Origin of the sequence: Pseudomonas monachiensis (assembly GCF_047345015.1) — a bacterium.
In the GTDB taxonomy this organism is placed as follows: domain Bacteria; phylum Pseudomonadota; class Gammaproteobacteria; order Pseudomonadales; family Pseudomonadaceae; genus Aquipseudomonas; species Aquipseudomonas monachiensis.
Window position 1 is genome coordinate 1,564,725 of the sequence record NZ_CP178857.1, and the last position, 18,897, is coordinate 1,583,621.

An 18,897-nucleotide genomic window follows, 5' to 3' on the forward strand; every position below is an offset into this window, starting at 1 on the left:
AAGATGCCCGCCAGGCATTGCCCGGTAGCGGATTGAAAGAGCTGGCGCGTTTCCTGCAAGTCCCCCTTATATCGCCATAAAACGAGCACTTGCGGTGAGTCCGGATGCGCTCTGAACGGCGGCAGGTTTAACCCAGATGGCCCGCAAAAGCTTGATACAGCTTGGCTGAGCCCTGTGACGAACAAGAGGGAAAGGGGATGAAGGCAGTTATTTTGGCGGGTGGCCTGGGTACGCGGATCAGCGAAGAGTCGCACCTCAAGCCCAAGCCGATGATCGAGGTCGGCGGCAAGCCAATTCTCTGGCACATCATGAAGCAGTACTCCGCTCACGGAATCCACGATTTCGTGATCTGCCTTGGCTACAAGGGCTATGCGATCAAGGACTTCTTCGCCAACTACTTCCTGCACACCTCCGACGTCACGTTCGACATGTGTAACAACCGCATGGATGTTCACCAGAACTACAGCGAGCCATGGCGCGTCACGCTGATCGACACCGGCGAAGAGACCATGACCGGCGGCCGTTTGCGCCGCGCCCGACGCTACCTCGAAGACGAACAGGCCTTCTGTTTTACTTATGGCGACGGTGTATCGGACCTCAATATCGGTGCATTGGTGGATTTCCATCTCAAGCACGGAAAGTTGGCGACCGTCACCGCGGTACAGCCGCCAGGCCGCTACGGCGCGCTTAATCGCGATGGCGACAAGGTCCTGGGCTTCACTGAAAAACCTCGCGGCGACGGTGGCTGGATCAACGGCGGGTTCTTTGTCCTGTCGCCCAAAGTGCTGCCGTTGATCGACGGCGACGACACCTCTTGGGAGTCCGGCCCGCTGGACGGCCTGGCCGAGCGCGGCGAGCTCATGGCGTTCCAGCACGACGGTTTCTGGCAACCGATGGACACCCTGCGCGACAAGAATCACCTCGAAGCATTGTGGCAGAGCGGGGAGGCCCCATGGAAGCAATGGGACTGAGCCCGCAATTCTGGCGCGGCAAGCGGGTGCTGGTCACCGGCCACACCGGTTTCAAGGGCAGTTGGCTGACGTTGTGGCTGCAAAGCCTGGGTGCCGAAGTCAGCGGGTTTTCCCTCGATCCGTCCACCGAGCCGAGTCTGTTCGAACTGGCGCGGGTGCATGAAGGCATCAACGATCAGCGCGGCGACTTGCGTGACCTGGGCGCTTTGCTGGAACTGATCGCCGAGACCCAGCCGCAAATCGTCCTGCACCTGGCGGCACAGCCGCTGGTGCGTGAAGGTTATCGCGACCCGTTGGGCACGTACTCCAGCAACGTCATGGGCACGCTCAACCTGCTCGAGGCGATCCGTCAGGTGGGCGGCGTGCGCGCCTGCGTGCTGGTGACCACCGACAAGGTCTACGCCAATCAGGAATGGCTGTGGCCGTACCGCGAAAACGAAGCGTTGGGCGGTCACGATCCCTACAGCAGCAGCAAGGCGTGCTGCGAATTGCTGGCGCAATCCTATGCCGCCTCGTTCTTTGCGCCGCAAAAGCACGCCGAGCACGGTTTGGCGCTGGCCACGGCGCGTGCCGGCAACGTGCTCGGCGGTGGCGATTTCGCCCCGGAGCGGCTGATTCCCGACGTGCTGCGGGCGTGGTCGGCGGATGAGCCGGTGACCTTGCGCTATCCGCAGGCGGTGCGCCCATGGCAACACGCGCTGGAACCGCTGGCCGGCTATCTGCAACTGGCGGCCGGCTTGTTCGAGCAAGGCCCGCAATTGGCTGGGGCGTGGAATTTCGGTCCCGGTGAAGCGGACATGTGCAGCGTCGGTGAAGTGGTCGAACTGCTCGCCAGCCGCTGGCCGCAAGCACGCGGACTACGTATCGAACCGAGCGATATGCATGAAGCCGGCCTGTTGCGCCTGGACAGCAGCCGCGCCCGTCAATTGCTCGGCTGGCAACCGCGCTGGTCGCTGCAGCAGTGCCTGACCCAGACCCTGGATTGGCATCTGGCGTGGCAGAACGGCGACGACATGCGCGCCGTCAGCCTGGCGCAATTGAACCTGTACCGAGGCACGCTGTGAGTGAATTTCTGTTGAAGGCGTTGCCGCTGAACGGTTTGTTCAGCGTGCAGCACAAACGCTTCGAGGACGAGCGCGGGCACTTTTCCCGGTTGTTTTGCGAAGGCAGCCTCAATGCGTTTGGCCAGGCGTTTCATATCCGCCAGATCAATCACTCCTGCACCCGCGAACGCGGCAGCGTGCGTGGCCTGCATTACCAGAATGCCCGAGCGCCGGAAGCCAAATTGATCACCTGCCTGCGCGGTGAGGTCTGGGATGTCGCGGTGGATCTGCGTCCCGACTCCGAGACCTTCCTGCACTGGCACGCCGAACACCTGCGTGCCGGCGATGGCCGCAGCCTGTTGATTGCGGCCGGGTTCGCCCATGGCTTCCAGACCCTGAGTGCCGACGCCGAGCTGCTTTATCTGCACAGCAACGACTACGCGCCGGAACACGAAGGCGGGTTGTCGGTGCTCGATCCACGGCTGGCGATTGCCTGGCCGTTGCCTGTCAATAATCTGTCGGCGCGCGATGCGAGTCATCCGGCGCTTGATGAACACTTTGCCGGAGTGCGTCTATGAACTGCCGAGGTTGCGCCGCTGCGCTGACCCTGCCGCTGATCGACCTGGGCACCTCGCCGCCGTCCAACGCCTACGTGCGTGCCGACCAGCTGGAGCAGGCCGAACAATGGGTGCCGTTGAAGGTTGCCGTGTGCCAGCAGTGCTGGCTGGTGCAAACCGAGGATTACACCAGCGCCGACAGCCTGTTCGATGCCGAGTATGCCTATTTCAGTTCGTTCTCCAGTACCTGGCTGGCCCATGCCGAGCGCTATGTGGCCGAGATGGTCGAGCGCTTCGGCCTGACCGGTGACAGCCGTGTGGTGGAAGTCGCCGCCAACGATGGTTACCTGTTGCAGTACGTGGACGGGCGCGGCATTCCTTGCCTGGGCGTCGAACCGACTCGCAGCACCGCGCAAGCGGCGCGGGAAAAAGGCCTGGAGATTCGTGAACTGTTTTTCGGTCGTGACACCGCCGCGCAATTGAAAAACGAAGGCTGGGGCGCCGACCTGATGGCCGCCAACAACGTGCTGGCGCATGTGCCGGACATCAACGATTTCCTTGGCGGCTTCGCGACCCTGCTCAAGCCGACGGGGGTGGCAACCTTCGAATTCCCGCAGTTGCTGACCCTGATGGCCGGCCAGCAATTCGACACGCTGTACCACGAGCATTATTCCTACCTGTCGCTGACCGCTGTGCAGACCTTGTGCGAGCGCAATGGCCTGCAAGTGTTCGACGTCAGCCAACTCCCGACCCATGGCGGTTCCCTGCGGGTGTTCGTCCAGCGCCTGGACGGCGAGCCTCGCGACGTGCAACCGGCGGTCCGGCAACAGCTGCAGGCCGAACTCGCCGCCGGGGTGAAAACGCCGGAGTTCTACGCGACCCTGACGCCCGCCGCCGAACGCATCAAGCATGACCTGCTGCGCTTTTTGTTGCAGGCCAGGGCCGATGGCAAGCGCGTGGTCGGCTACGGCGCCGCCGCCAAGGGCAACACCCTGCTCAACTACGCCGGCGTCAAGCCGGACCTGCTGGCCTGGGTGGCCGATGCCAACCCGCACAAGCAAGGCAAGTACCTGCCCGGTAGCCGTATTCCGATCGTGTCGCCAGCACAGATCGACATCGAAAAACCGGACTACGTGCTGGTATTGCCGTGGAACCTGCTGGATGAGATTACCCAGGCCTTTGCCGGCATCCGTGCATGGGACGGTCGTTTTGTCATTGCCATTCCCGAGTTGATCATTCGATGAGCCGAATTCATTACACCAAGCCCAGCGTCGGTGAGCTGGAAGCCGACTACGTACTCGATGCCGTCCGCCATGGTTGGGGAGAGCGCTGCTACGAGTACCTGACGCGCTTCGAAAAGTCCTTTGCCGAGCACGTGGGGGCGACGTACGCGATCGCAACCTCCAGTTGCACCGGCGCGCTGCACATGGGCATGGCGGCGTTGGGCATCGGTGCCGGCGATGAGGTGATCCTTGCCGATACCAACTGGATCGCTTCGGCCGCGCCCATCACCTATCTGGGGGCGACACCGGTGTTCGTCGACGTGCTGGCGGACAGTTGGTGCCTCGACCCGCAGCAGGTCAGGCGGGCGATCACCCCACGAACCAAAGCGATTCTGGCGGTGCACCTTTACGGCAATCTCTGCGACATGGATGCGTTGCTGGCCATCGGTCGCGAGTTTGGCCTGCCGGTCATCGAAGACGCCGCCGAGGCGATTGGCTCGCAGTGGCGTGGGCGGGCCGCCGGTTCGCTGGGCGCGTTCGGCGCGTTTTCCTTTCATGGCACCAAGACCATGACCACCGGCGAAGGCGGCATCTTCGTGACGTCGGACAAGGCCCTGTATGACCGCGTACTGACCCTGTCCAACCATGGCCGGGTGGCGGGCAGCAGCAAACAGTTCTGGCCGGATTTCCTCGGTTTCAAATACAAGATGAGCAACCTGCAAGCGGCCGTCGGTTGCGCACAGGTTGAGCGGATCGACGAGTTGATCGAACGCAAGCGAGCGATCTTCGCCAACTACGCCCAGGCGCTGGCGCCGTTGCCGGGCTTGTCCATGAACCCTGAGCCCGAACACGCGCGCAACGGTTACTGGATGCCCACCGTGGTCTTTGACCGCGAGCTGGGGATTACGCGGGACATGTTGATCGCAGCCTTCCAGGCCGCCGATATCGACGCGCGGGTGTTCTTCTGGCCGCTGTCGTCCTTGCCGATGTTCAGCCAACTGTCGGCTGACTCGCCCGTGGCGCATGCGCTGCCTGAGCGCGCGATCAATCTGCCGAGTTACCACGACATGACCGATGACGATCAGCACCGGGTCATCGAGGTGCTGCGCGCGCTGGTACTCAAAAGGACGCGGCTATGAAGGTTTACCTGCTGGGGGCGGCCAATCCTGAAGCGGTACGGATGATCCTCACCCTGAAACGCAGTCAGCCGGACGTGCAGTTCGCCTTTCTCGATAACGATCCGGCCAAGCAAGGCACGCTGTTTCATGGCGTGCCGGTGGTGGGTGGCACCGACAAGGTGACCGAGCTGAAAGGCCCCGACACACGCTTTGTCAATTTGATCACCGGCAGCACGGCGCTGCGTTACCGGACCACCTGTGAGATCGTCGAGGCCGGTGGCACCCTGGGCAACTTCATCCACCCGGGCATCGATCTGACGATGATCACGATGGGCGTCGGCACCTATCTGCAAGAGGGCGTGATCATGCAGGCGCAAGTCTGCCTGGGTGACAACACCAGCATCAGCGCCGGCTGCGTGGTCGGGCATGAGGGGCAGATCGGCCATTCGGTGTTCATGGCGCCGGGTGTCTGCATTGCCGGTTGTGTCGAGATCGGCGACGGCACCTTCATCGGCACCAACGCCACGATCCTGCCGCGTTTGCGCATCGGCCGCTGGGTCACCATCGGTGCGGGTGCCGTGGTGACCAGAGACGTTCCAGACTACGCGGTTGTGGTGGGCAGTCCCGCCAGGACCATCAAGACCAATCCTGTTTCCTTTCAAGACGGTCGGGTTTTCAACTAACCACCGCGACTAATTTCCGGAGAGTCTGTAATGAATCCTCATGAGCAGTTTCGTGAAGAAGTAAAAGAGAACATCGAAGGCCTGCAACAGGACAAAGCGTTGCAAGCCACGTCGCTGGACTGGGTCGGCACGACCGCCAAACACAAGTACACCTACAACTTCAGCTGGATGGGCCGCCCGATCATTCAGTTCCCCCAGGACATGGTCGCCATGCAGGAGATCATCTGGGCGCTGCGGCCGGACATCATCGTCGAGACCGGTATCGCCCACGGCGGCTCGCTGGTGTTTTACGCCTCGATGCTGGAGCTGATCGGCCATGGCGAAGTGCTGGGCGTCGACATCGATATCCGCCAGCACAACCGTGAGGCAATCGAAGCGCACCCGATGAGTAAGCGGATCCGGATGATCCAGGGTTCGAGCATTGATCCGGCGATCGTCGAGCAGGTTCGCCAGCGCGTCGAAGGCAAGAAAGTGCTGGTGGTTCTGGACTCCAACCACACCCACGAGCACGTACTCGAAGAGCTGCGTGCCTATGCACCGATGACCTCGGTGGGCAGCTACTGCGTGGTGATGGACACCGTGGTTGAAGACATGCCGGAAGATGCCTTCCCGGACCGTCCGTGGGGCAAGGGCGACAATCCGAAAACCGCGGTATGGGCCTACCTGGAAGAAAACCGCAACTTTGAAATCGACCAGGCCATTCACAGCAAGCTGCTGATCACCGTCGCGCCGGATGGCTACCTGCGTCGCGTGCGGTAATCGACAAGACATCGTTGGGTTTTTTCGGCGATTCGCCGTTGTGGGGAAATGTATGCAAGGCAAGAATAATTCTGAACACGGGTTGGCACTCAACGAACAGTTGACCGTGGTGCTGATGTCTCATGAGCGGCCGGCATTTTTGCGCCGGGCGGCACGTTTCTACAGCGGCTTGCCTTGCAGGATTCTGGTGCTGGATTCTTCGACCGAAGGTCAGCCAAGCCTGGCCGGGCAGTTTGAAAATGTGGATTACCAGCATGTCCCGCAGTTTGGCTACTGGGGCGTTCGCGCCAAGCTGGCCTTTGGCGTGGAGCAAGTGACCACGCCGTTCATGGTGTTCGCCGCCGACGATGACTTCCATGTACATGACGCCCTGCGCGCCGCCGTGGCATTCATGGAGGCCAATCCCGACTACGGCCTGTGCCATGGCTACAGCATGATGTACCTGTCACAACCCAACAGCGTCAGCTACTTCCGGCGTGACAAGAAAGTCTGCGAAGACTATTGCTCCGAGCACGCCGAGGAGCGTGTGCTCGATTACATGCACCAGTACCTCCCGCCATTCTATGCAGTCCAGCGCACAGACCTGGTACGTGACTGGTATCAGGCCATGCCTCACGATACGTCCTTCCAATGGCAGGAAATCGGTCACACGTACTACATGCTGGCGCGGGGCAAGGCGCGAATTCTGCCGATCCCGTATGTCGTGCGCGAGATGAACTACGGGTACTCGGATCACAACACCGAGATCTTCCACACGCTGGCTCATACGGATACCAGGACGGTCGCCGAACGTGAAGCCTTTGCCGCTTTCCTCTTCGGGCTGCCGACTCAAGTTCAAGGCGAGGACCCAGAGCGAGGCAGGCAGTTCGCACTGCAAAGCTTCGAAACCCTGGCCGATAGCCTGCGCACGGGCCGGGCGCTGACAACAGAGCTGATTTTCGAGTCTGCGTGGACCAGTGTCGAGACTGGCCCTGTGCGCCGTTTCGGTCCAAAGCAATACGTCGAAATGCCGTTCTACAATCAGCAGTTTTTCGATCAGTTGACCCAGTTCGAATTCCTGTTGCACGCCATGCCGGCCGGTCGTGTCCAGTTGCAAGGCCTGGAAGGCGTCTGGACGCGGCAACAGAGCCTGATGCAGGCGCGTAACAATGACACACCGGAAAGCGTGGTCGACCGTTTGTGGCAAGCCCACGACAGCAACGTGTTCAACCGTACGGTGGTCAAGCGCCTGGCGGCGCAGCTCGAACTGCTGGGCGAAGAGGAGGAAGCGCAGGCCATGACTGACTGGGCCGCGCGTCTTGAGGCGGTGTCGGTCGAAGGCAACAGCGCGACATTCGACAAGATGCTCTCCGGTCGACTGCTCAAATGGCTCGCGCCCCGCCAGCCAGAGGCTGACGAGGCTGAGTCGATCAACCAGTACCTGGCGGCCAACGACGGTGGTCCACAGTTCGGGATCTTCCTGCTGGACCTGGATAACGATATCGACAAGCTGCAAGTCTCTCTCGACAGCCTGCTCGAAGGTCACGGCAAGGCATTCAAGATTGTGATCTTCACTACCGGTGAAGCACCGGCGGCGACCACGGCGCAGAACACCTTGCACTTTGTCCGTGTCACGCAAAGCAACTATGTCGACAAACTCAACCAGAGTGCTCGTCAGTCGCCTTGCGACTGGTTGATGCTGGCTGAAGCCGGCGACGAGTTCACCGCTGGCGGCCTGTTGCGCGCCAGCCTGGAGCTGTTGTCGGATGAGCAATGCCGCGCCGTCGCCACCGACGAAATCCAGCGCACCTCAGAAGGCGCACTGGTGGATGTATTCCGTCCGGGTTTCAACCTTGATTTGCTGCAAAGCCTGCCGGCCTTGATGGCGCGTCACTGGTTGATCCGTCGGGAAGTGTTCATTGAAGTCGGCGGCTACCAGCCAGACTTCAGCAAGGCCCTGGAATTCGACTTGCTGCTGCGCATCATCGAGCAGGGTGGCCTCAACGGGCTGGCCCACCTGGACGAACCGCTGGTGATTGCACGGGCGCCGGCACTGGAAGAAAACGCCGATGAACGCCTGGCGTTGTTGCGCCACCTGGGCAATCTTGGCTACAAGGCCAAGGTCACTTCGACGTTGCCTGGCACTTATCAGATCGATTACCGCCATACCGAACGCCCGCTGGTGTCGATCATCGTGCCGGCCGGGGATGACTTGGCGGCGTTGCAACAGTGCCTGCAAGCGGTGTTGCTGCGGACCCGCTACATCCAGTACGAAGTGCTGATCGCGCTCAACCCGAATCAGTCGGCCGAGGTCAACGATTGGCTGGGCACCTACCAGCATCCGAAAGTCAGCGTGCTGCGTGCCGACCAGAGCCTGAGCGACGTGGCGTTGTACAACGCCACCAGTCAGCAGGCGCAGGGCGAGTACCTGGTGCTGTTGGCCGCCGACAGTGAAGTGGTCAATCCGAACTGGCTTGAGTCGCTGCTCAATCACGCCCAGCGTCCGGAAGTCGGCGTGGTCGGTCCCAAGTTGATCGACCGCGACGGCAAGGTCACCCAGGCCGGGCTGATCCTCGGCATGAACGGTGGCGTGGGCTCAGCCTTCGTCGGTGAAAAACATGACGCCGAAGGTTACCTGCACCGCTTGGCGCTGGAGCAGAACTACTCGGCGGTGTCGAAGGTGTGCCTGATGGTGCGCAAAGCGTTGTTCGACGAGCTGGACGGTCTGGACAGCATGACCTTCGCCGACGGCTTGAGCGACGTCGATCTGTGCCTCAGGGCCGGTCAGGCCGGCTACCTTACCGTGTGGACACCGCTGGTACAGGTCATTCACTCGGGTGAAGTGCCACAGGTGCCGCAGGCCCTCGATGCGCTGCGTGACAAGTGGGCGGCAGCTTTTGCCCAGGACCAGGCCTATAACGCCAATCTGGCCTTGAGCGGCAAAGGCTTTGCCCTGGGCGAAAGTGCTTCGGTGAACTGGGCGCAGATGCTCGGCTAGGCCCGGCGAACAGGTATAAGGATTCAAGGCATGTTCAACGGAAAATCGATTTTCATCGCAGGCGGGACCGGTTCGTTCGGGTGTCGGATCATCCGGAACGCGCTGGTGCGTGTCTGGTTGCCAGCATGATTCCTTACGCTCGGCAAAGCCTTGATCAGGCGGATATCGACGCCGTGGTCGGTGTATTGCAGTCTGACTGGCTGACCCAGGGGCCGACCATCGAGCGCTTTGAGCGGGCGATGGCTGAACGCTGCGAGGCCGGCTTTGCCGTGGCGGTGTGCAATGCCACGGCGGCCCTGCACATCGCTTGCCTGGCGGCGGGGCTCGGCCCGGGCGATTGGCTGTGGACGACACCGAACACCTTTCTCGCCTCGGCCAACTGTGGTCGCTACTGCGGTGCCGAGGTGGATTTTGTCGATATCGACCCGCTGACCTGGAACCTCGATGCCGCTGCGCTGGCCGTCAAGCTGGAACGGGCCGAGCGAGAAGGCCGGCTGCCGAAAGTGCTCGTGGCCGTCGCGTTCTCGGGGCAGAGTTGCGACATGCGCAGGATTGCCGCACTGGCCAAGCGCTATGGCTTTACCGTGATCGAAGACGCGGCCCATGCCGCTGGTGCGTCGTACGCCGGGCGCCCGGTGGGTTGTGGCGAGTTTGCCGCGATGACCGTGTTCAGCTTTCATCCGGTGAAGATCATCACCAGCGCCGAGGGCGGCATGGTCATGACCAACAGCCCGGAACTTGCCGAGCGTTTGCAACGCTTGCGCAGCCACGGCATGACCCGGGATCCGCAGCAGATGACCGGACCCAGCCACGGCCCCTGGTACTACGAACAGGTGGAGCTGGGTTTCAATTACCGCATTACCGACCTGCAAGCGGCCCTCGGTTTGTCGCAGTTGAACAAACTGGATGAATTTATCGAGCGGCGACGTGAACTAGCGGCGCGTTATGAGCGCTTGCTGGGGTATTTGCCGCTGACCCTGCCCGGTGCACAGCCCGAGGCTGAGTCGTCATGGCATCTGTATGTGGTGCGCCTGCAACTCGATCAGATCGGTCTCACTCATCGTGAGGTGTTCGAGGGATTGCGAGCTGTCGGGGTCGGTGTGAACCTGCACTACATTCCCGTGCATTTGCAGCCTTACTATCGTGATCTCGGGTTCGCCGAGGGTGATTTTCCCCAGGCCGAACGTTACTACGCCGAAGCCATCAGCCTGCCGTTGTATCCGTTGCTCAGTGATGAGCAGCAGGACTATGTGGTCGAGCAGATGCGGCAGCTGATCGAAATAATCCAGCCATTGCGGCGGGTGGGAAATGTGTGATGCGTGAGCTGACCGAGCAGGAAGCTTTCTGGCAGGGAGAATTCGGCAACCAGTACGTTGAGCGCAATGTCGGGCAGCCGCTGGTGGCGGCCAACCTGGCGTTGTTTGCCAAGGCACTGACACGGGTCGGGCACATCGATAGCCTGGTGGAGCTGGGCACCAACGCCGGCAACAACCTGCAGGCACTGCGCCAACTGTTGCCGCGCTGCGAGTTGTTCGGCGTGGAAATCAACGCCAGCGCTTGTGCCGCGGCCCGGGCGTTGGATATTGCGCACATCTGGCAGGGTTCGCTGTTCGATTTCCCCCGGGAACGCACCTTCGACCTGACCCTGAGCAAAGGCGTGCTGATTCACCTGGCACCGGAGTTGCTGCCGGCCGCGTATGCGCAACTGTATGAGTTGAGCCAGCGCTACATACTGATCGCCGAGTACTACAACCCGGTGCCGATCGAGGTCCCGTATCGCGGCAACAGCGGCAAATTGTTCAAGCGCGATTTTGCCGGTGAAATGCTCGATCGCTATGACGACCTGCAACTGGTTGATTACGGTTTCGGTTACCGCCGCGATCGGCAATTCCCGGTGGATGACATCACCTGGTTTGTCCTGGAAAAACGCCGTTGAACAATGTTGCCATCATCCCGGCTCGCGGTGGCAGCAAACGCATACCCCGCAAGAACCTCAAGCCGTTCGCCGGAGTGCCGATGATTGCCCGCTCGATTCAGGTGGCCCTGGAGTCCGGGTTGTTTTCCCGGGTGGTGGTGAGCACCGACGACGAGGAAATCGCCGGGCTGGCGCGGGACTGTGGCGCCCAGGTACCCTTCATGCGCCCGGCGGCGCTGGCCGATGACTTCACGGGCACCGCGGCGGTGATCGCCCATGCCCTGCAAGCCTTGCGCGAACAAGGGGACGAGTTTGATCGCGCCTGCTGTATCTACGCGACCGCGCCGTTGTTGCAATCGCGATTTCTGGTCCAGGGGCTGAGCCTGCTGGAGCAGCATCCGGACAAGTCGTTCGCCTTCTCGGTGTGCGACTTCGGTTTCCCGGTCCAGCGAGCCCTGACCCTTGACGATCAGGGTGCATTGACGGCGCTGTATCCGCAGTACCGTGATACCCGCTCCCAGGATTTGTCGATCGCCTATCAGGATGCCGGACAGTTCTACTGGGGGCGTTGCGATGCCTGGTTGCGGGGCGAGGTGCTGTACTCGCCGTACAGCCTGCCAGTCATCCTGCCGCGTCATCTGGTGCAGGACATCGACACACCGCAAGACTGGAAACGCGCGGAATACCTGTACGCCGCGCTGAAGGCCGGAGGTGAATTGCAATGAGAGTACTGATTCGCTCCGATGCCTCGCCGACCATCGGCAGCGGCCACATCGCACGCTGCCTGTGCCTGGCCCGGGTGTTGCGCAGGCAGGGCAGTCATGTGGCGTTCGCCTGTCGCCTGTTACCGGGGCATCGACTGGAGGCATTGCGGGTCGAAGGTTTCGAAACCTTCGCGCTGCCCGAACGCTACAGCGATGAAGACCCGCAGCAAGCCATCGAATCCATGCTGCCATGGCAGGCCGATATCGCCGCGCTCGAACCGCTGCTGGAGCACCAGCCGGCATTTGACTGGATCATTGTCGACCACTACGGCCTCGATCATCACTGGCAGACGGCCGCCCGGCGCTTTGCGCCACGGATCGCCGCGGTGGATGACCTCGCCACGCGGACCTACAGCGCCGATTTGCTGCTGAACCAGAACCTCTCGGGCACACCAGAGGCTTATACCTCGCTGCTGGCACCGGGTTGCCGGACGTTGTTCGGTCCCCGGTATGCGATGTTGCGCGACGAGTTCTGTTGCCCGGCCATCGAAATCAAGCCCCGGGCCAAGCGTGTGCTGGTGAATTTCGGCGGTTTCGACGCGGCCATGCAGACCCATCATGCAATGCTGGCGCTGGCGGACTTTGCTGAGCTGGAAGTCGATTTTGTCGCCGGGGCGGATAATCCGGCCTGGGCGCAGATGCAGGCGTTGGCGGCGAGTCGCCCGAATTGGCGGCTGCACAGTTTCGTCAGCGACTTTTATCGATTGATGAGCGAAGCCGACCTGTTTGTCGGGGCAGGAGGCGGCACCAGTTGGGAACGGGCGGCCATGGGGCTGCCGACGATTTGCATTGCCGTGTCGAACAACCAGCAGGCCAACGGCGAGGTCATGGCGGCCGCGGGTGCCCATGTGTTCATGGGCGGGCGCGAGCAGGTCAGTGTCGAGCAACTGCGCCTGGCCATTGGCCTTGTCGCGGGTAACCAGGGTTTGCGCCAGAGCCTGGCCCGGCAATCGCGACAACTGGTCGATGGCCGGGGGGCGCAGCGGGTAGCGGTTGCGCTGGCCGGCGCGGTGCTGAGGATGCGCCCGGCGACCCTGGGAGATGCACAGTTGTTGTTCGACGGGCGCAACTGTGAGGCCGTGCGCCGTTGGTCGCTGCAGACCGGCGTGATCGAATGGCCAGCGCATCAAAACTGGCTGACGGCGAGCCTGAGCAATCCCCGGCGGCTGTTGTTGATTGCCGAGGCCGATGACGGCCCGGTCGGTGTGTTGCGTTATGACCTGCGCGGTTTTACCGCCGAGGTGTCGATTTATCTGTTCGAAGGCCGGTTCGGCCTGGGTTGGGGCAGGGCGCTGCTGGCCCGTGGAGAAGCCTTTGTGAAGGTCCATTGGCCAGAACTGGAGTCGCTAACCGCCCAGGTGTTGCCCGCTAACCAGCCGTCGCTGAACGTCTTTCGCGAAGCCGGTTTTACCCAGAGTGCCTGCGCGTTCACGCGCGTATTGAAGGATCACGCAGATGACTAGCTTCAAGATTGGCGAGCGCCTGATCGGTGCCGATGCACCGCCATTGATCATTGCCGAGATGAGCGGCAACCATAACCAGTCCCTGGACATGGCATTGCAAATCGTCGAGGCCACGGCCAGGGCCGGTGCCCATGCGTTGAAGCTGCAAACCTATACCGCCGACACCATGACCCTGGACCTGGCCGAGGGCGAGTTTTTCATCAAGGATCCGAACAGCCTGTGGGCCGGTACTTCGTTGTACGCCTTGTACGAAAAGGCCCACACGCCTTGGGAATGGCATGCGCCGATTTTCGCACGCGCCAAAGAGTTGGGCCTGCTGGCGTTCTCCACGCCATTCGATGAGAGCGCCGTGGACTTCCTCGAAAGCCTCGACGTGCCGGCCTACAAGATCGCCAGTTTTGAAAATACCGACTTGCCGCTGATCCGCCGGGTAGCCGCGACGGGCAAGCCGCTGATCATTTCCACCGGCATGGCCAGCATCGCCGAACTCGATGAAACCGTGCGCGCCGCCCGCGAAGCCGGGTGCAAGGACCTGGTGCTGCTCAAATGCACCAGCACCTATCCGGCATCACCCGCGAACAGCAACCTGCGCACGATCGGGCATTTGCGCGAGTTATTCGATTGCCAGGTGGGGCTGTCCGATCACTCCATGGGCGTCGGAGTGTCCGTGGCGGCGGTGGCATTGGGGGCAACGGTGGTGGAAAAGCATTTCACCCTCGACCGTGGGGCCGGTGGTGTCGACGCCAGTTTCTCGCTGGAACCCTCTGAACTGGCCAGCCTGGTGATCGAAACCGAGCGCGCCTGGCAAGCCATGGGGCAGGTGCATTACGGCCTCACCGAGGCTGAGCGCCCATCCCTGGTGTACCGTCGATCGTTATATGTGATCAAGGACATGGCGGCTGGCGAGCCCTTCGACGGGACAAACGTGAGAGCCATCCGTCCGGGGCTCGGGCTGGCGCCCAAGCATGCGCAAAGCCTCCTGGGACGCCGTGCCCGCCAGGCCATCCAGCGTGGAACAGCGCTGGACTGGTCGTTGGTCGAATGACCCGTTGCCGGGCAGATTCGGCAAAATAGAGTGACCTGCGAGTCATAACGCGCATCTTCACTGTATTGTATTGACCGGGAAGATGGCGCCTGACCCTTTATCGGGATCAGTGATGGCCCTCTACGCTTCCCGGCCGTCGCCTTGGGGCGACGCAGATCCTGGTTTGTCGGCGCCCCTCGATTCCTGCGAGTGGTGGTATTGGGCTGTTTATTATTGGGAAGCCGTAATGATTGGCATAAAGAGCATTGCGAGCTACGTTCCTGTAGCCGGCGTGGACAATTACGCACAAGGTGCAAAATTCGAGAAGGATGAAGAGTTCATCCTGGGCAAGATCGGTTCGGCCTTCCTGCCGCGCAAGGGCGTTGATCAGGAAACTTCCGATCTGTGCGTTGAAGCGGCCAATGCGCTGTTTGCCAGCAACCCTGATCTGAAACGCGAATCCATCGATGCGTTGATCGTCGTCACCCAGAACGGTGACGAAGAAGGCCTGCCACATACCGCAGCCATCGTGCAGGACAAGCTCGGCCTGCCGACCAACGTCGCTGCGTTCGATATTTCGCTGGGCTGTTCCGGTTATGTCTACGGCATCTATGCGATCAAGGGCTTCATGGAGGCCGCTGGGCTGAAGAACGGCCTGCTGATCACTGCCGACCCGTATTCGAAGATCGTCGACCCGGAAGACCGCAACACCACCATGCTGTTCGGCGATGCGGCCACGGCTACCTGGATGGGCGAAAACCCGACCTGGGCACTGGGCAAGGCCAAGTTCGGCACCGACGGTTCCGGCGCTCCACATTTGAAAGTCACCGACGGCGTGTTCTTCATGAACGGCCGCCAGGTATTCAACTTTGCACTGCTCAAGGTGCCGGCGCATTTGCATGAATTGCTGGGCGAGTCGCAATTGAGCGCTGATGACATCGACGCGTTCTGCATTCACCAGGGCAGCGCGGCGATTGTCGATGCAGTCGCGCGGCGCTTCGAAGAGTGCCCGCAGAAGTTCATCAAGGACATGGTCGAGACCGGTAACACGGTGTCGTCGAGCATTCCATTGCTGCTGGAAAAGCATATTCTCGATTCCGAATGGAAGCGCGTTGCGCTCAGCGGTTTCGGAGTGGGGCTGTCATGGGGTTCGGCGATCATCTATCGTCCTTGAGTGAAGGTCTTTTAATAAAAAGGCCGGTACAAAAAAGCGCTCAAGGGTTAACCTTGAGCGCTTTTTTGCTTGTATGGAATGCGAGGTAGCATGAGCGAATGCTTTGAAGACAATGCTCAGGTTATCCAGCGGCGCTGGCCGTCGCTGTATGCGCGATTGAAAACGGAAGATCGCCTGGGTATCGAGGTCAACCTGATCGAAGGTCGGGACTCGACGTTGTGCGTAGGCGGCATCCAGCTCACCAGCCGTCATGATCGTCTGCACGAGGCCCGCCTGCAGGCGGCCAGCCTCCCGCTCGACAAACCACAGCTGCACGTTTACGGCACCGGTTTCGGCGATTTGCCTTCGGTTCTGCTGGAGCGCGCCGGGCTTGAAAAGCTCTATGTCCATATTCTAAACGGCGCACTGTTCGCGCTGGTGTTGCAACTGATCGATCAGCGTCAATGGCTGGGCGATCCGCGCGTGCAACTGTTGTATGCCGGCGATATGTCGGACATCTGCACGCCGTTTTTTGCGTTGCCGGCCGAAATGCTGCTGGCCGATGACTTCAGTGCGAAGATTCGTGATCGCCTGGTCAGCGAAGTGCACCTGAGTTTCAATAATCGTGATTTCGACCCGCAGTCGCCAGTCATTGTGCAGCGCTTGCACGATACCCTCGAAGTGCTGCTGTCCGATGATGATGTGGCGCAGCTGTTTGGCACCTGTCCCGAGCGTGAAATCTATGTGATCGGCACAGGGCCAAGCCTTGAAGGGAATTTCGAGCGCTTGGCCGCCATGCGCAATCAAGCGTCGCGACCGCTGTTCATCAGTGTCGACACCGCCTACAGACCCCTTCGCGAGCACGGGATAAAACCTGACCTGGTCGTGAGCATCGATCAGCGCATCAGTGCGCTGCACTTGCCGTGCAAGGACTCCGAAGACATTCCGCTGGTGTACTTGCCGTTGAGCGATCCAGACATGCTCAAAGCCTGGAAAGGCAAGCGTTACGGCGGTTACTCCGCCAGCCCGGTCTACGCCGCGTTGCGTGAGCAACATCCGCGCGGGCAGCTCTACGTCAGCGGCAGCGTAATCCACCCTGCGGTCGATCTGGCAGTGAAGATGGGCGCGCAACGCATCACGCTGTTCGGTGCCGATTTCTCCTTCCCCATGAACAGGACCCATACCGGCTGGAACGATGGTGACCTGGGGCCGCCAGTGAACCAGGCCAGGCACTGGGTGCACGATGGTCATGGGCAGAAGGTCAAGACGCAGCTCAATTTCCGCAGTTACCTGTGCGAACTCGAGCGTTACATTGCCAGGCATCCCGAGGTGCTTTTTTTCAATAGCAGCCGGGCAGGGGCGATGATTGCCGGTACGCAGTTCAACCAGGATTTCGTGCAATGAAGTTTCAAGCGAAAGGCATCGACGGCAGCCGGCAGTGCGCGGGATTGTTTCGCCTGGGACGTGATGTCGAAGCGGCGTTGATCATGGTTGATCTGTTCGATGAGACGCAGCGCCTGTTTGCGCGGGCGCCCCAGGATGTACAGCAGGCCTGGGCCTTGATGCTCAGGCAAATGCTGGACTGCCAGGAGCGCCAGGATTGGCTGGGGCTCGCTGACTTCATGGAATATGAGTTGGTCGATTTACTGGAAAGACTGCCGGCCTGAAATGGGCGGCGACAGCTTTGGCACGGGCCTTTGTGGGCTGGACAGTTTCATGGCGTCATTTTTTTACGGTTGAGGGTGCGCTAAGCCCTTGTTTTTTCGGGGGTGGCAGGGTGATGGCAATTTTTTTTTAAAAAGCCCTCAAGCAACCTGCCAACCCGACGATAACTATTACGAAGGTTCTCTAGGCCATACCCGGCGGTTGCCAGGGCCGGAAGCCGCAGTACCCAACCAACGAGGAATTCGTCATGGCTTTAACCGTAAACACCAACACCACGTCGCTGGGCGTCCAGAAAAACCTGAACCGTGCTACCGATGCGCTTTCGACCTCGATGCAGCGCCTGTCTTCCGGCCTGAAAATCAACAGCGCCAAGGACGACGCCGCCGGCCTGCAGATCGCAACCCGCATGGCTGCACAGATCCGTGGTGGTACCCAGGCAATCCAGAACGCCAACGACGGTATCTCCGTTGCCCAGACCGCTGAAGGCGCTCTGCAGGCTTCGACCGACATTCTGCAGCGTATGCGTGAACTGGCTGTTAAAGCACGTAACGGTACCAACAGCACTGCTGACCAGACCGCTACCAACTCCGAATTCGCTCAGATGTCTGACGAAATCACTCGTATCTCTGCCTCTACCAACCTGAACGGCAAAAACCTGCTGGACGGTTCGGCTGGCACCATGCAGCTGCAAGTTGGCGCCAACACTGGTTCGGCCAACCGCATCGATCTGGTACTGAGCTCCAAGTTCGACGCCGTTTCCCTGTCTGTAGGCAGCGGTACTGTTGTTCTGACCGGTGCAACTTCCGCCACCCTGTCGGCCAACATCGACAACGCGATCACCGCGATCGACGCCGCACTGGCAACGATCAACGCCACCCGCGCAAACCTGGGTGCTTCGCAAAACCGTCTGACCAGCACCATCTCCAACCTGCAGAACATCGTGGAAAACACCACTGCTGCACAAGGCCGTGTACAAGACACCGACTTCGCCGCAGAAACCGCGAACCTGACCAAGCAGCAAACCCTGCAACAGGCTTCTACCTCGGTTCTGGCTCAAGCCAACCAACTGCCTTCCGCTGTACTGAAGCTGCTTCAGTAATTTCGGAATGAGTTTGGGCGGGGGAGTGTGCTTGTCACGCTCTCTCGCTTTTTTACGTTAAGAGGTGATGGGCATGGAGATGAGCGTAAAGCTTGGCGTGTCTTATCCGGCTCCCCAGCCAGCGAGCACCGTCACGGATAAGGCGCCGGAAAAGCCTAAGGCCGTCAGCGTGGCTCCGGAGGCGGACGAGAAGCCGGACAAGGATGACACCCATCTGAAGCAGGCGGTGCAGCAGATCGAAAAGTTTGTACAGTCGATCAAGCGCAATCTGGAGTTCTCGATCGACGAGCAATCCGGAAAGGTCGTTGTCAAAGTGATTGCAAGCGAAACGGGTGAAGTCGTGCGACAGATCCCCTCCGCGGAAGCCCTCAAGCTGGCGGAAAGTCTGAGCAATGCGAGCCACGTATTGTTCGACGCCAAAGTCTGATAGCTGGCATGAATAGTGTTTGTACGTTCTTTGGACGCAGGTAAAGGTCAAAAGAG

18 protein-coding genes are annotated in these 18,897 nt (G+C 60.7%); all 18 read left to right on the forward strand.

The genetic code is table 11. The features are described 5' to 3' along the window. The first annotated feature begins 197 nt into the window (after window positions 1–197). The 18 genes from rfbF to ACMDB8_RS07030 all read left to right on the forward strand — a co-directional run bounded on the left by rfbF (window position 198) and on the right by ACMDB8_RS07030 (window position 18,841). Window positions 198–971, forward strand: coding sequence for a glucose-1-phosphate cytidylyltransferase (gene rfbF / locus ACMDB8_RS06945; RefSeq protein ID WP_056721524.1), 774 nt, complete (start codon window positions 198–200; stop codon window positions 969–971). Beyond that, the gene (gene rfbG / locus ACMDB8_RS06950) at window positions 953–2,035 is read left to right on the forward strand and encodes a CDP-glucose 4,6-dehydratase (RefSeq protein WP_223541119.1); all 1,083 of its coding nucleotides are present in this window, start codon (window positions 953–955) and stop codon (window positions 2,033–2,035) included. Before rfbF ends, rfbG begins: the two co-directional genes overlap by 19 nt. Then, window positions 2,032–2,592, forward strand: coding sequence for a dTDP-4-dehydrorhamnose 3,5-epimerase family protein (locus tag ACMDB8_RS06955; protein WP_056721528.1), 561 nt, complete (start codon window positions 2,032–2,034; stop codon window positions 2,590–2,592). The genes rfbG and ACMDB8_RS06955 overlap by 4 nt, the downstream gene beginning before the upstream one ends. After that, window positions 2,589–3,815, forward strand: coding sequence for a class I SAM-dependent methyltransferase (locus ACMDB8_RS06960; RefSeq protein ID WP_056721531.1), 1,227 nt, complete (start codon window positions 2,589–2,591; stop codon window positions 3,813–3,815). Before ACMDB8_RS06955 ends, ACMDB8_RS06960 begins: the two co-directional genes overlap by 4 nt. Then, window positions 3,812–4,933 carry a DegT/DnrJ/EryC1/StrS family aminotransferase gene (locus ACMDB8_RS06965; RefSeq protein ID WP_409078503.1) on the forward strand — a complete coding sequence of 374 codons (1,122 nt, stop codon included), beginning with the start codon at window positions 3,812–3,814 and terminating at the stop codon, window positions 4,931–4,933. The genes ACMDB8_RS06960 and ACMDB8_RS06965 overlap by 4 nt, the downstream gene beginning before the upstream one ends. Continuing rightward, window positions 4,930–5,595 (forward strand): acetyltransferase, encoded by a 666-nt coding sequence (locus ACMDB8_RS06970; RefSeq protein WP_409078502.1) that lies wholly within the window; start codon window positions 4,930–4,932, stop codon window positions 5,593–5,595. Before ACMDB8_RS06965 ends, ACMDB8_RS06970 begins: the two co-directional genes overlap by 4 nt. A 30-nt stretch (window positions 5,596–5,625) precedes the next feature. Further along, complete coding sequence (locus tag ACMDB8_RS06975; RefSeq protein WP_409078501.1) at window positions 5,626–6,354, forward strand: cephalosporin hydroxylase family protein; 729 nt, start codon at window positions 5,626–5,628, stop codon at window positions 6,352–6,354. Between the two features lie 52 nt (window positions 6,355–6,406). Next, complete coding sequence (locus ACMDB8_RS06980; protein WP_409078500.1) at window positions 6,407–9,331, forward strand: TIGR00180 family glycosyltransferase; 2,925 nt, start codon at window positions 6,407–6,409, stop codon at window positions 9,329–9,331. Window positions 9,332–9,456: 125 nt separating this feature from the next. Then, window positions 9,457–10,647 carry a UDP-4-amino-4,6-dideoxy-N-acetyl-beta-L-altrosamine transaminase gene (pseC, locus tag ACMDB8_RS06985; RefSeq protein WP_056721543.1) on the forward strand — a complete coding sequence of 397 codons (1,191 nt, stop codon included), beginning with the start codon at window positions 9,457–9,459 and terminating at the stop codon, window positions 10,645–10,647. Next, the gene (locus tag ACMDB8_RS06990; protein ID WP_056721545.1) at window positions 10,647–11,267 is read left to right on the forward strand and encodes a pseudaminic acid biosynthesis-associated methylase; all 621 of its coding nucleotides are present in this window, start codon (window positions 10,647–10,649) and stop codon (window positions 11,265–11,267) included. The genes pseC and ACMDB8_RS06990 overlap by 1 nt, the downstream gene beginning before the upstream one ends. Then, on the forward strand, window positions 11,264–11,971 hold the full coding sequence (gene pseF, locus ACMDB8_RS06995) for a pseudaminic acid cytidylyltransferase (RefSeq protein WP_056721546.1): 708 nt from the start codon (window positions 11,264–11,266) through the stop codon (window positions 11,969–11,971). Before ACMDB8_RS06990 ends, pseF begins: the two co-directional genes overlap by 4 nt. Further along, window positions 11,968–13,473, forward strand: a complete 1,506-nt coding sequence (pseG, locus tag ACMDB8_RS07000; RefSeq protein ID WP_409078499.1) for a UDP-2,4-diacetamido-2,4,6-trideoxy-beta-L-altropyranose hydrolase — start codon at window positions 11,968–11,970, stop codon at window positions 13,471–13,473. Before pseF ends, pseG begins: the two co-directional genes overlap by 4 nt. Then, window positions 13,466–14,518, forward strand: a complete 1,053-nt coding sequence (gene pseI / locus ACMDB8_RS07005; protein WP_409078498.1) for a pseudaminic acid synthase — start codon at window positions 13,466–13,468, stop codon at window positions 14,516–14,518. Before pseG ends, pseI begins: the two co-directional genes overlap by 8 nt. Window positions 14,519–14,744: 226 nt before the next feature. Continuing rightward, complete coding sequence (locus tag ACMDB8_RS07010) at window positions 14,745–15,671, forward strand: ketoacyl-ACP synthase III (protein WP_056721553.1); 927 nt, start codon at window positions 14,745–14,747, stop codon at window positions 15,669–15,671. 90 nt (window positions 15,672–15,761) lie between these two features. Continuing rightward, on the forward strand, window positions 15,762–17,054 hold the full coding sequence (locus tag ACMDB8_RS07015) for a motility associated factor glycosyltransferase family protein (RefSeq protein ID WP_223541112.1): 1,293 nt from the start codon (window positions 15,762–15,764) through the stop codon (window positions 17,052–17,054). Then, entirely contained in the window at window positions 17,051–17,317 is a 267-nt protein-coding gene (locus ACMDB8_RS07020; protein WP_056721556.1) for a hypothetical protein, read from the forward strand. The genes ACMDB8_RS07015 and ACMDB8_RS07020 overlap by 4 nt, the downstream gene beginning before the upstream one ends. A gap of 245 nt (window positions 17,318–17,562) precedes the next feature. Next, complete coding sequence (locus tag ACMDB8_RS07025) at window positions 17,563–18,414, forward strand: flagellin domain-containing protein (RefSeq protein ID WP_056721558.1); 852 nt, start codon at window positions 17,563–17,565, stop codon at window positions 18,412–18,414. Window positions 18,415–18,487: 73 nt separating this feature from the next. Next, window positions 18,488–18,841, forward strand: a complete 354-nt coding sequence (locus tag ACMDB8_RS07030) for a flagellar protein FlaG (RefSeq protein WP_056721560.1) — start codon at window positions 18,488–18,490, stop codon at window positions 18,839–18,841. Window positions 18,842–18,897 lie beyond the last annotated feature (56 nt).

Bases quoted from the DNA above. Each gene is read 5' to 3' on its own strand.
- rfbF (WP_056721524.1), top strand. From the start codon at position 198: ATGAAGGCAGTTATTTTGGCGGGTGGCCTGGGTACGCGGATCAGCGAA.
- rfbG (WP_223541119.1), top strand. From the start codon at position 953: ATGGAAGCAATGGGACTGAGCCCGCAATTCTGGCGCGGCAAGCGGGTG.
- ACMDB8_RS06960 (WP_056721531.1), top strand. From the start codon at position 2,589: ATGAACTGCCGAGGTTGCGCCGCTGCGCTGACCCTGCCGCTGATCGAC.
- ACMDB8_RS06965 (WP_409078503.1), top strand. From the start codon at position 3,812: ATGAGCCGAATTCATTACACCAAGCCCAGCGTCGGTGAGCTGGAAGCC.
- ACMDB8_RS06970 (WP_409078502.1), top strand. From the start codon at position 4,930: ATGAAGGTTTACCTGCTGGGGGCGGCCAATCCTGAAGCGGTACGGATG.
- ACMDB8_RS06975 (WP_409078501.1), top strand. From the start codon at position 5,626: ATGAATCCTCATGAGCAGTTTCGTGAAGAAGTAAAAGAGAACATCGAA.
- ACMDB8_RS06980 (WP_409078500.1), top strand. From the start codon at position 6,407: ATGCAAGGCAAGAATAATTCTGAACACGGGTTGGCACTCAACGAACAG.
- pseC (WP_056721543.1), top strand. From the start codon at position 9,457: ATGATTCCTTACGCTCGGCAAAGCCTTGATCAGGCGGATATCGACGCC.
- ACMDB8_RS06990 (WP_056721545.1), top strand. From the start codon at position 10,647: ATGCGTGAGCTGACCGAGCAGGAAGCTTTCTGGCAGGGAGAATTCGGC.
- pseG (WP_409078499.1), top strand. From the start codon at position 11,968: ATGAGAGTACTGATTCGCTCCGATGCCTCGCCGACCATCGGCAGCGGC.
- pseI (WP_409078498.1), top strand. From the start codon at position 13,466: ATGACTAGCTTCAAGATTGGCGAGCGCCTGATCGGTGCCGATGCACCG.
- ACMDB8_RS07010 (WP_056721553.1), top strand. From the start codon at position 14,745: ATGATTGGCATAAAGAGCATTGCGAGCTACGTTCCTGTAGCCGGCGTG.
- ACMDB8_RS07015 (WP_223541112.1), top strand. From the start codon at position 15,762: ATGAGCGAATGCTTTGAAGACAATGCTCAGGTTATCCAGCGGCGCTGG.
- ACMDB8_RS07020 (WP_056721556.1), top strand. From the start codon at position 17,051: ATGAAGTTTCAAGCGAAAGGCATCGACGGCAGCCGGCAGTGCGCGGGA.
- ACMDB8_RS07025 (WP_056721558.1), top strand. From the start codon at position 17,563: ATGGCTTTAACCGTAAACACCAACACCACGTCGCTGGGCGTCCAGAAA.
- ACMDB8_RS07030 (WP_056721560.1), top strand. From the start codon at position 18,488: ATGGAGATGAGCGTAAAGCTTGGCGTGTCTTATCCGGCTCCCCAGCCA.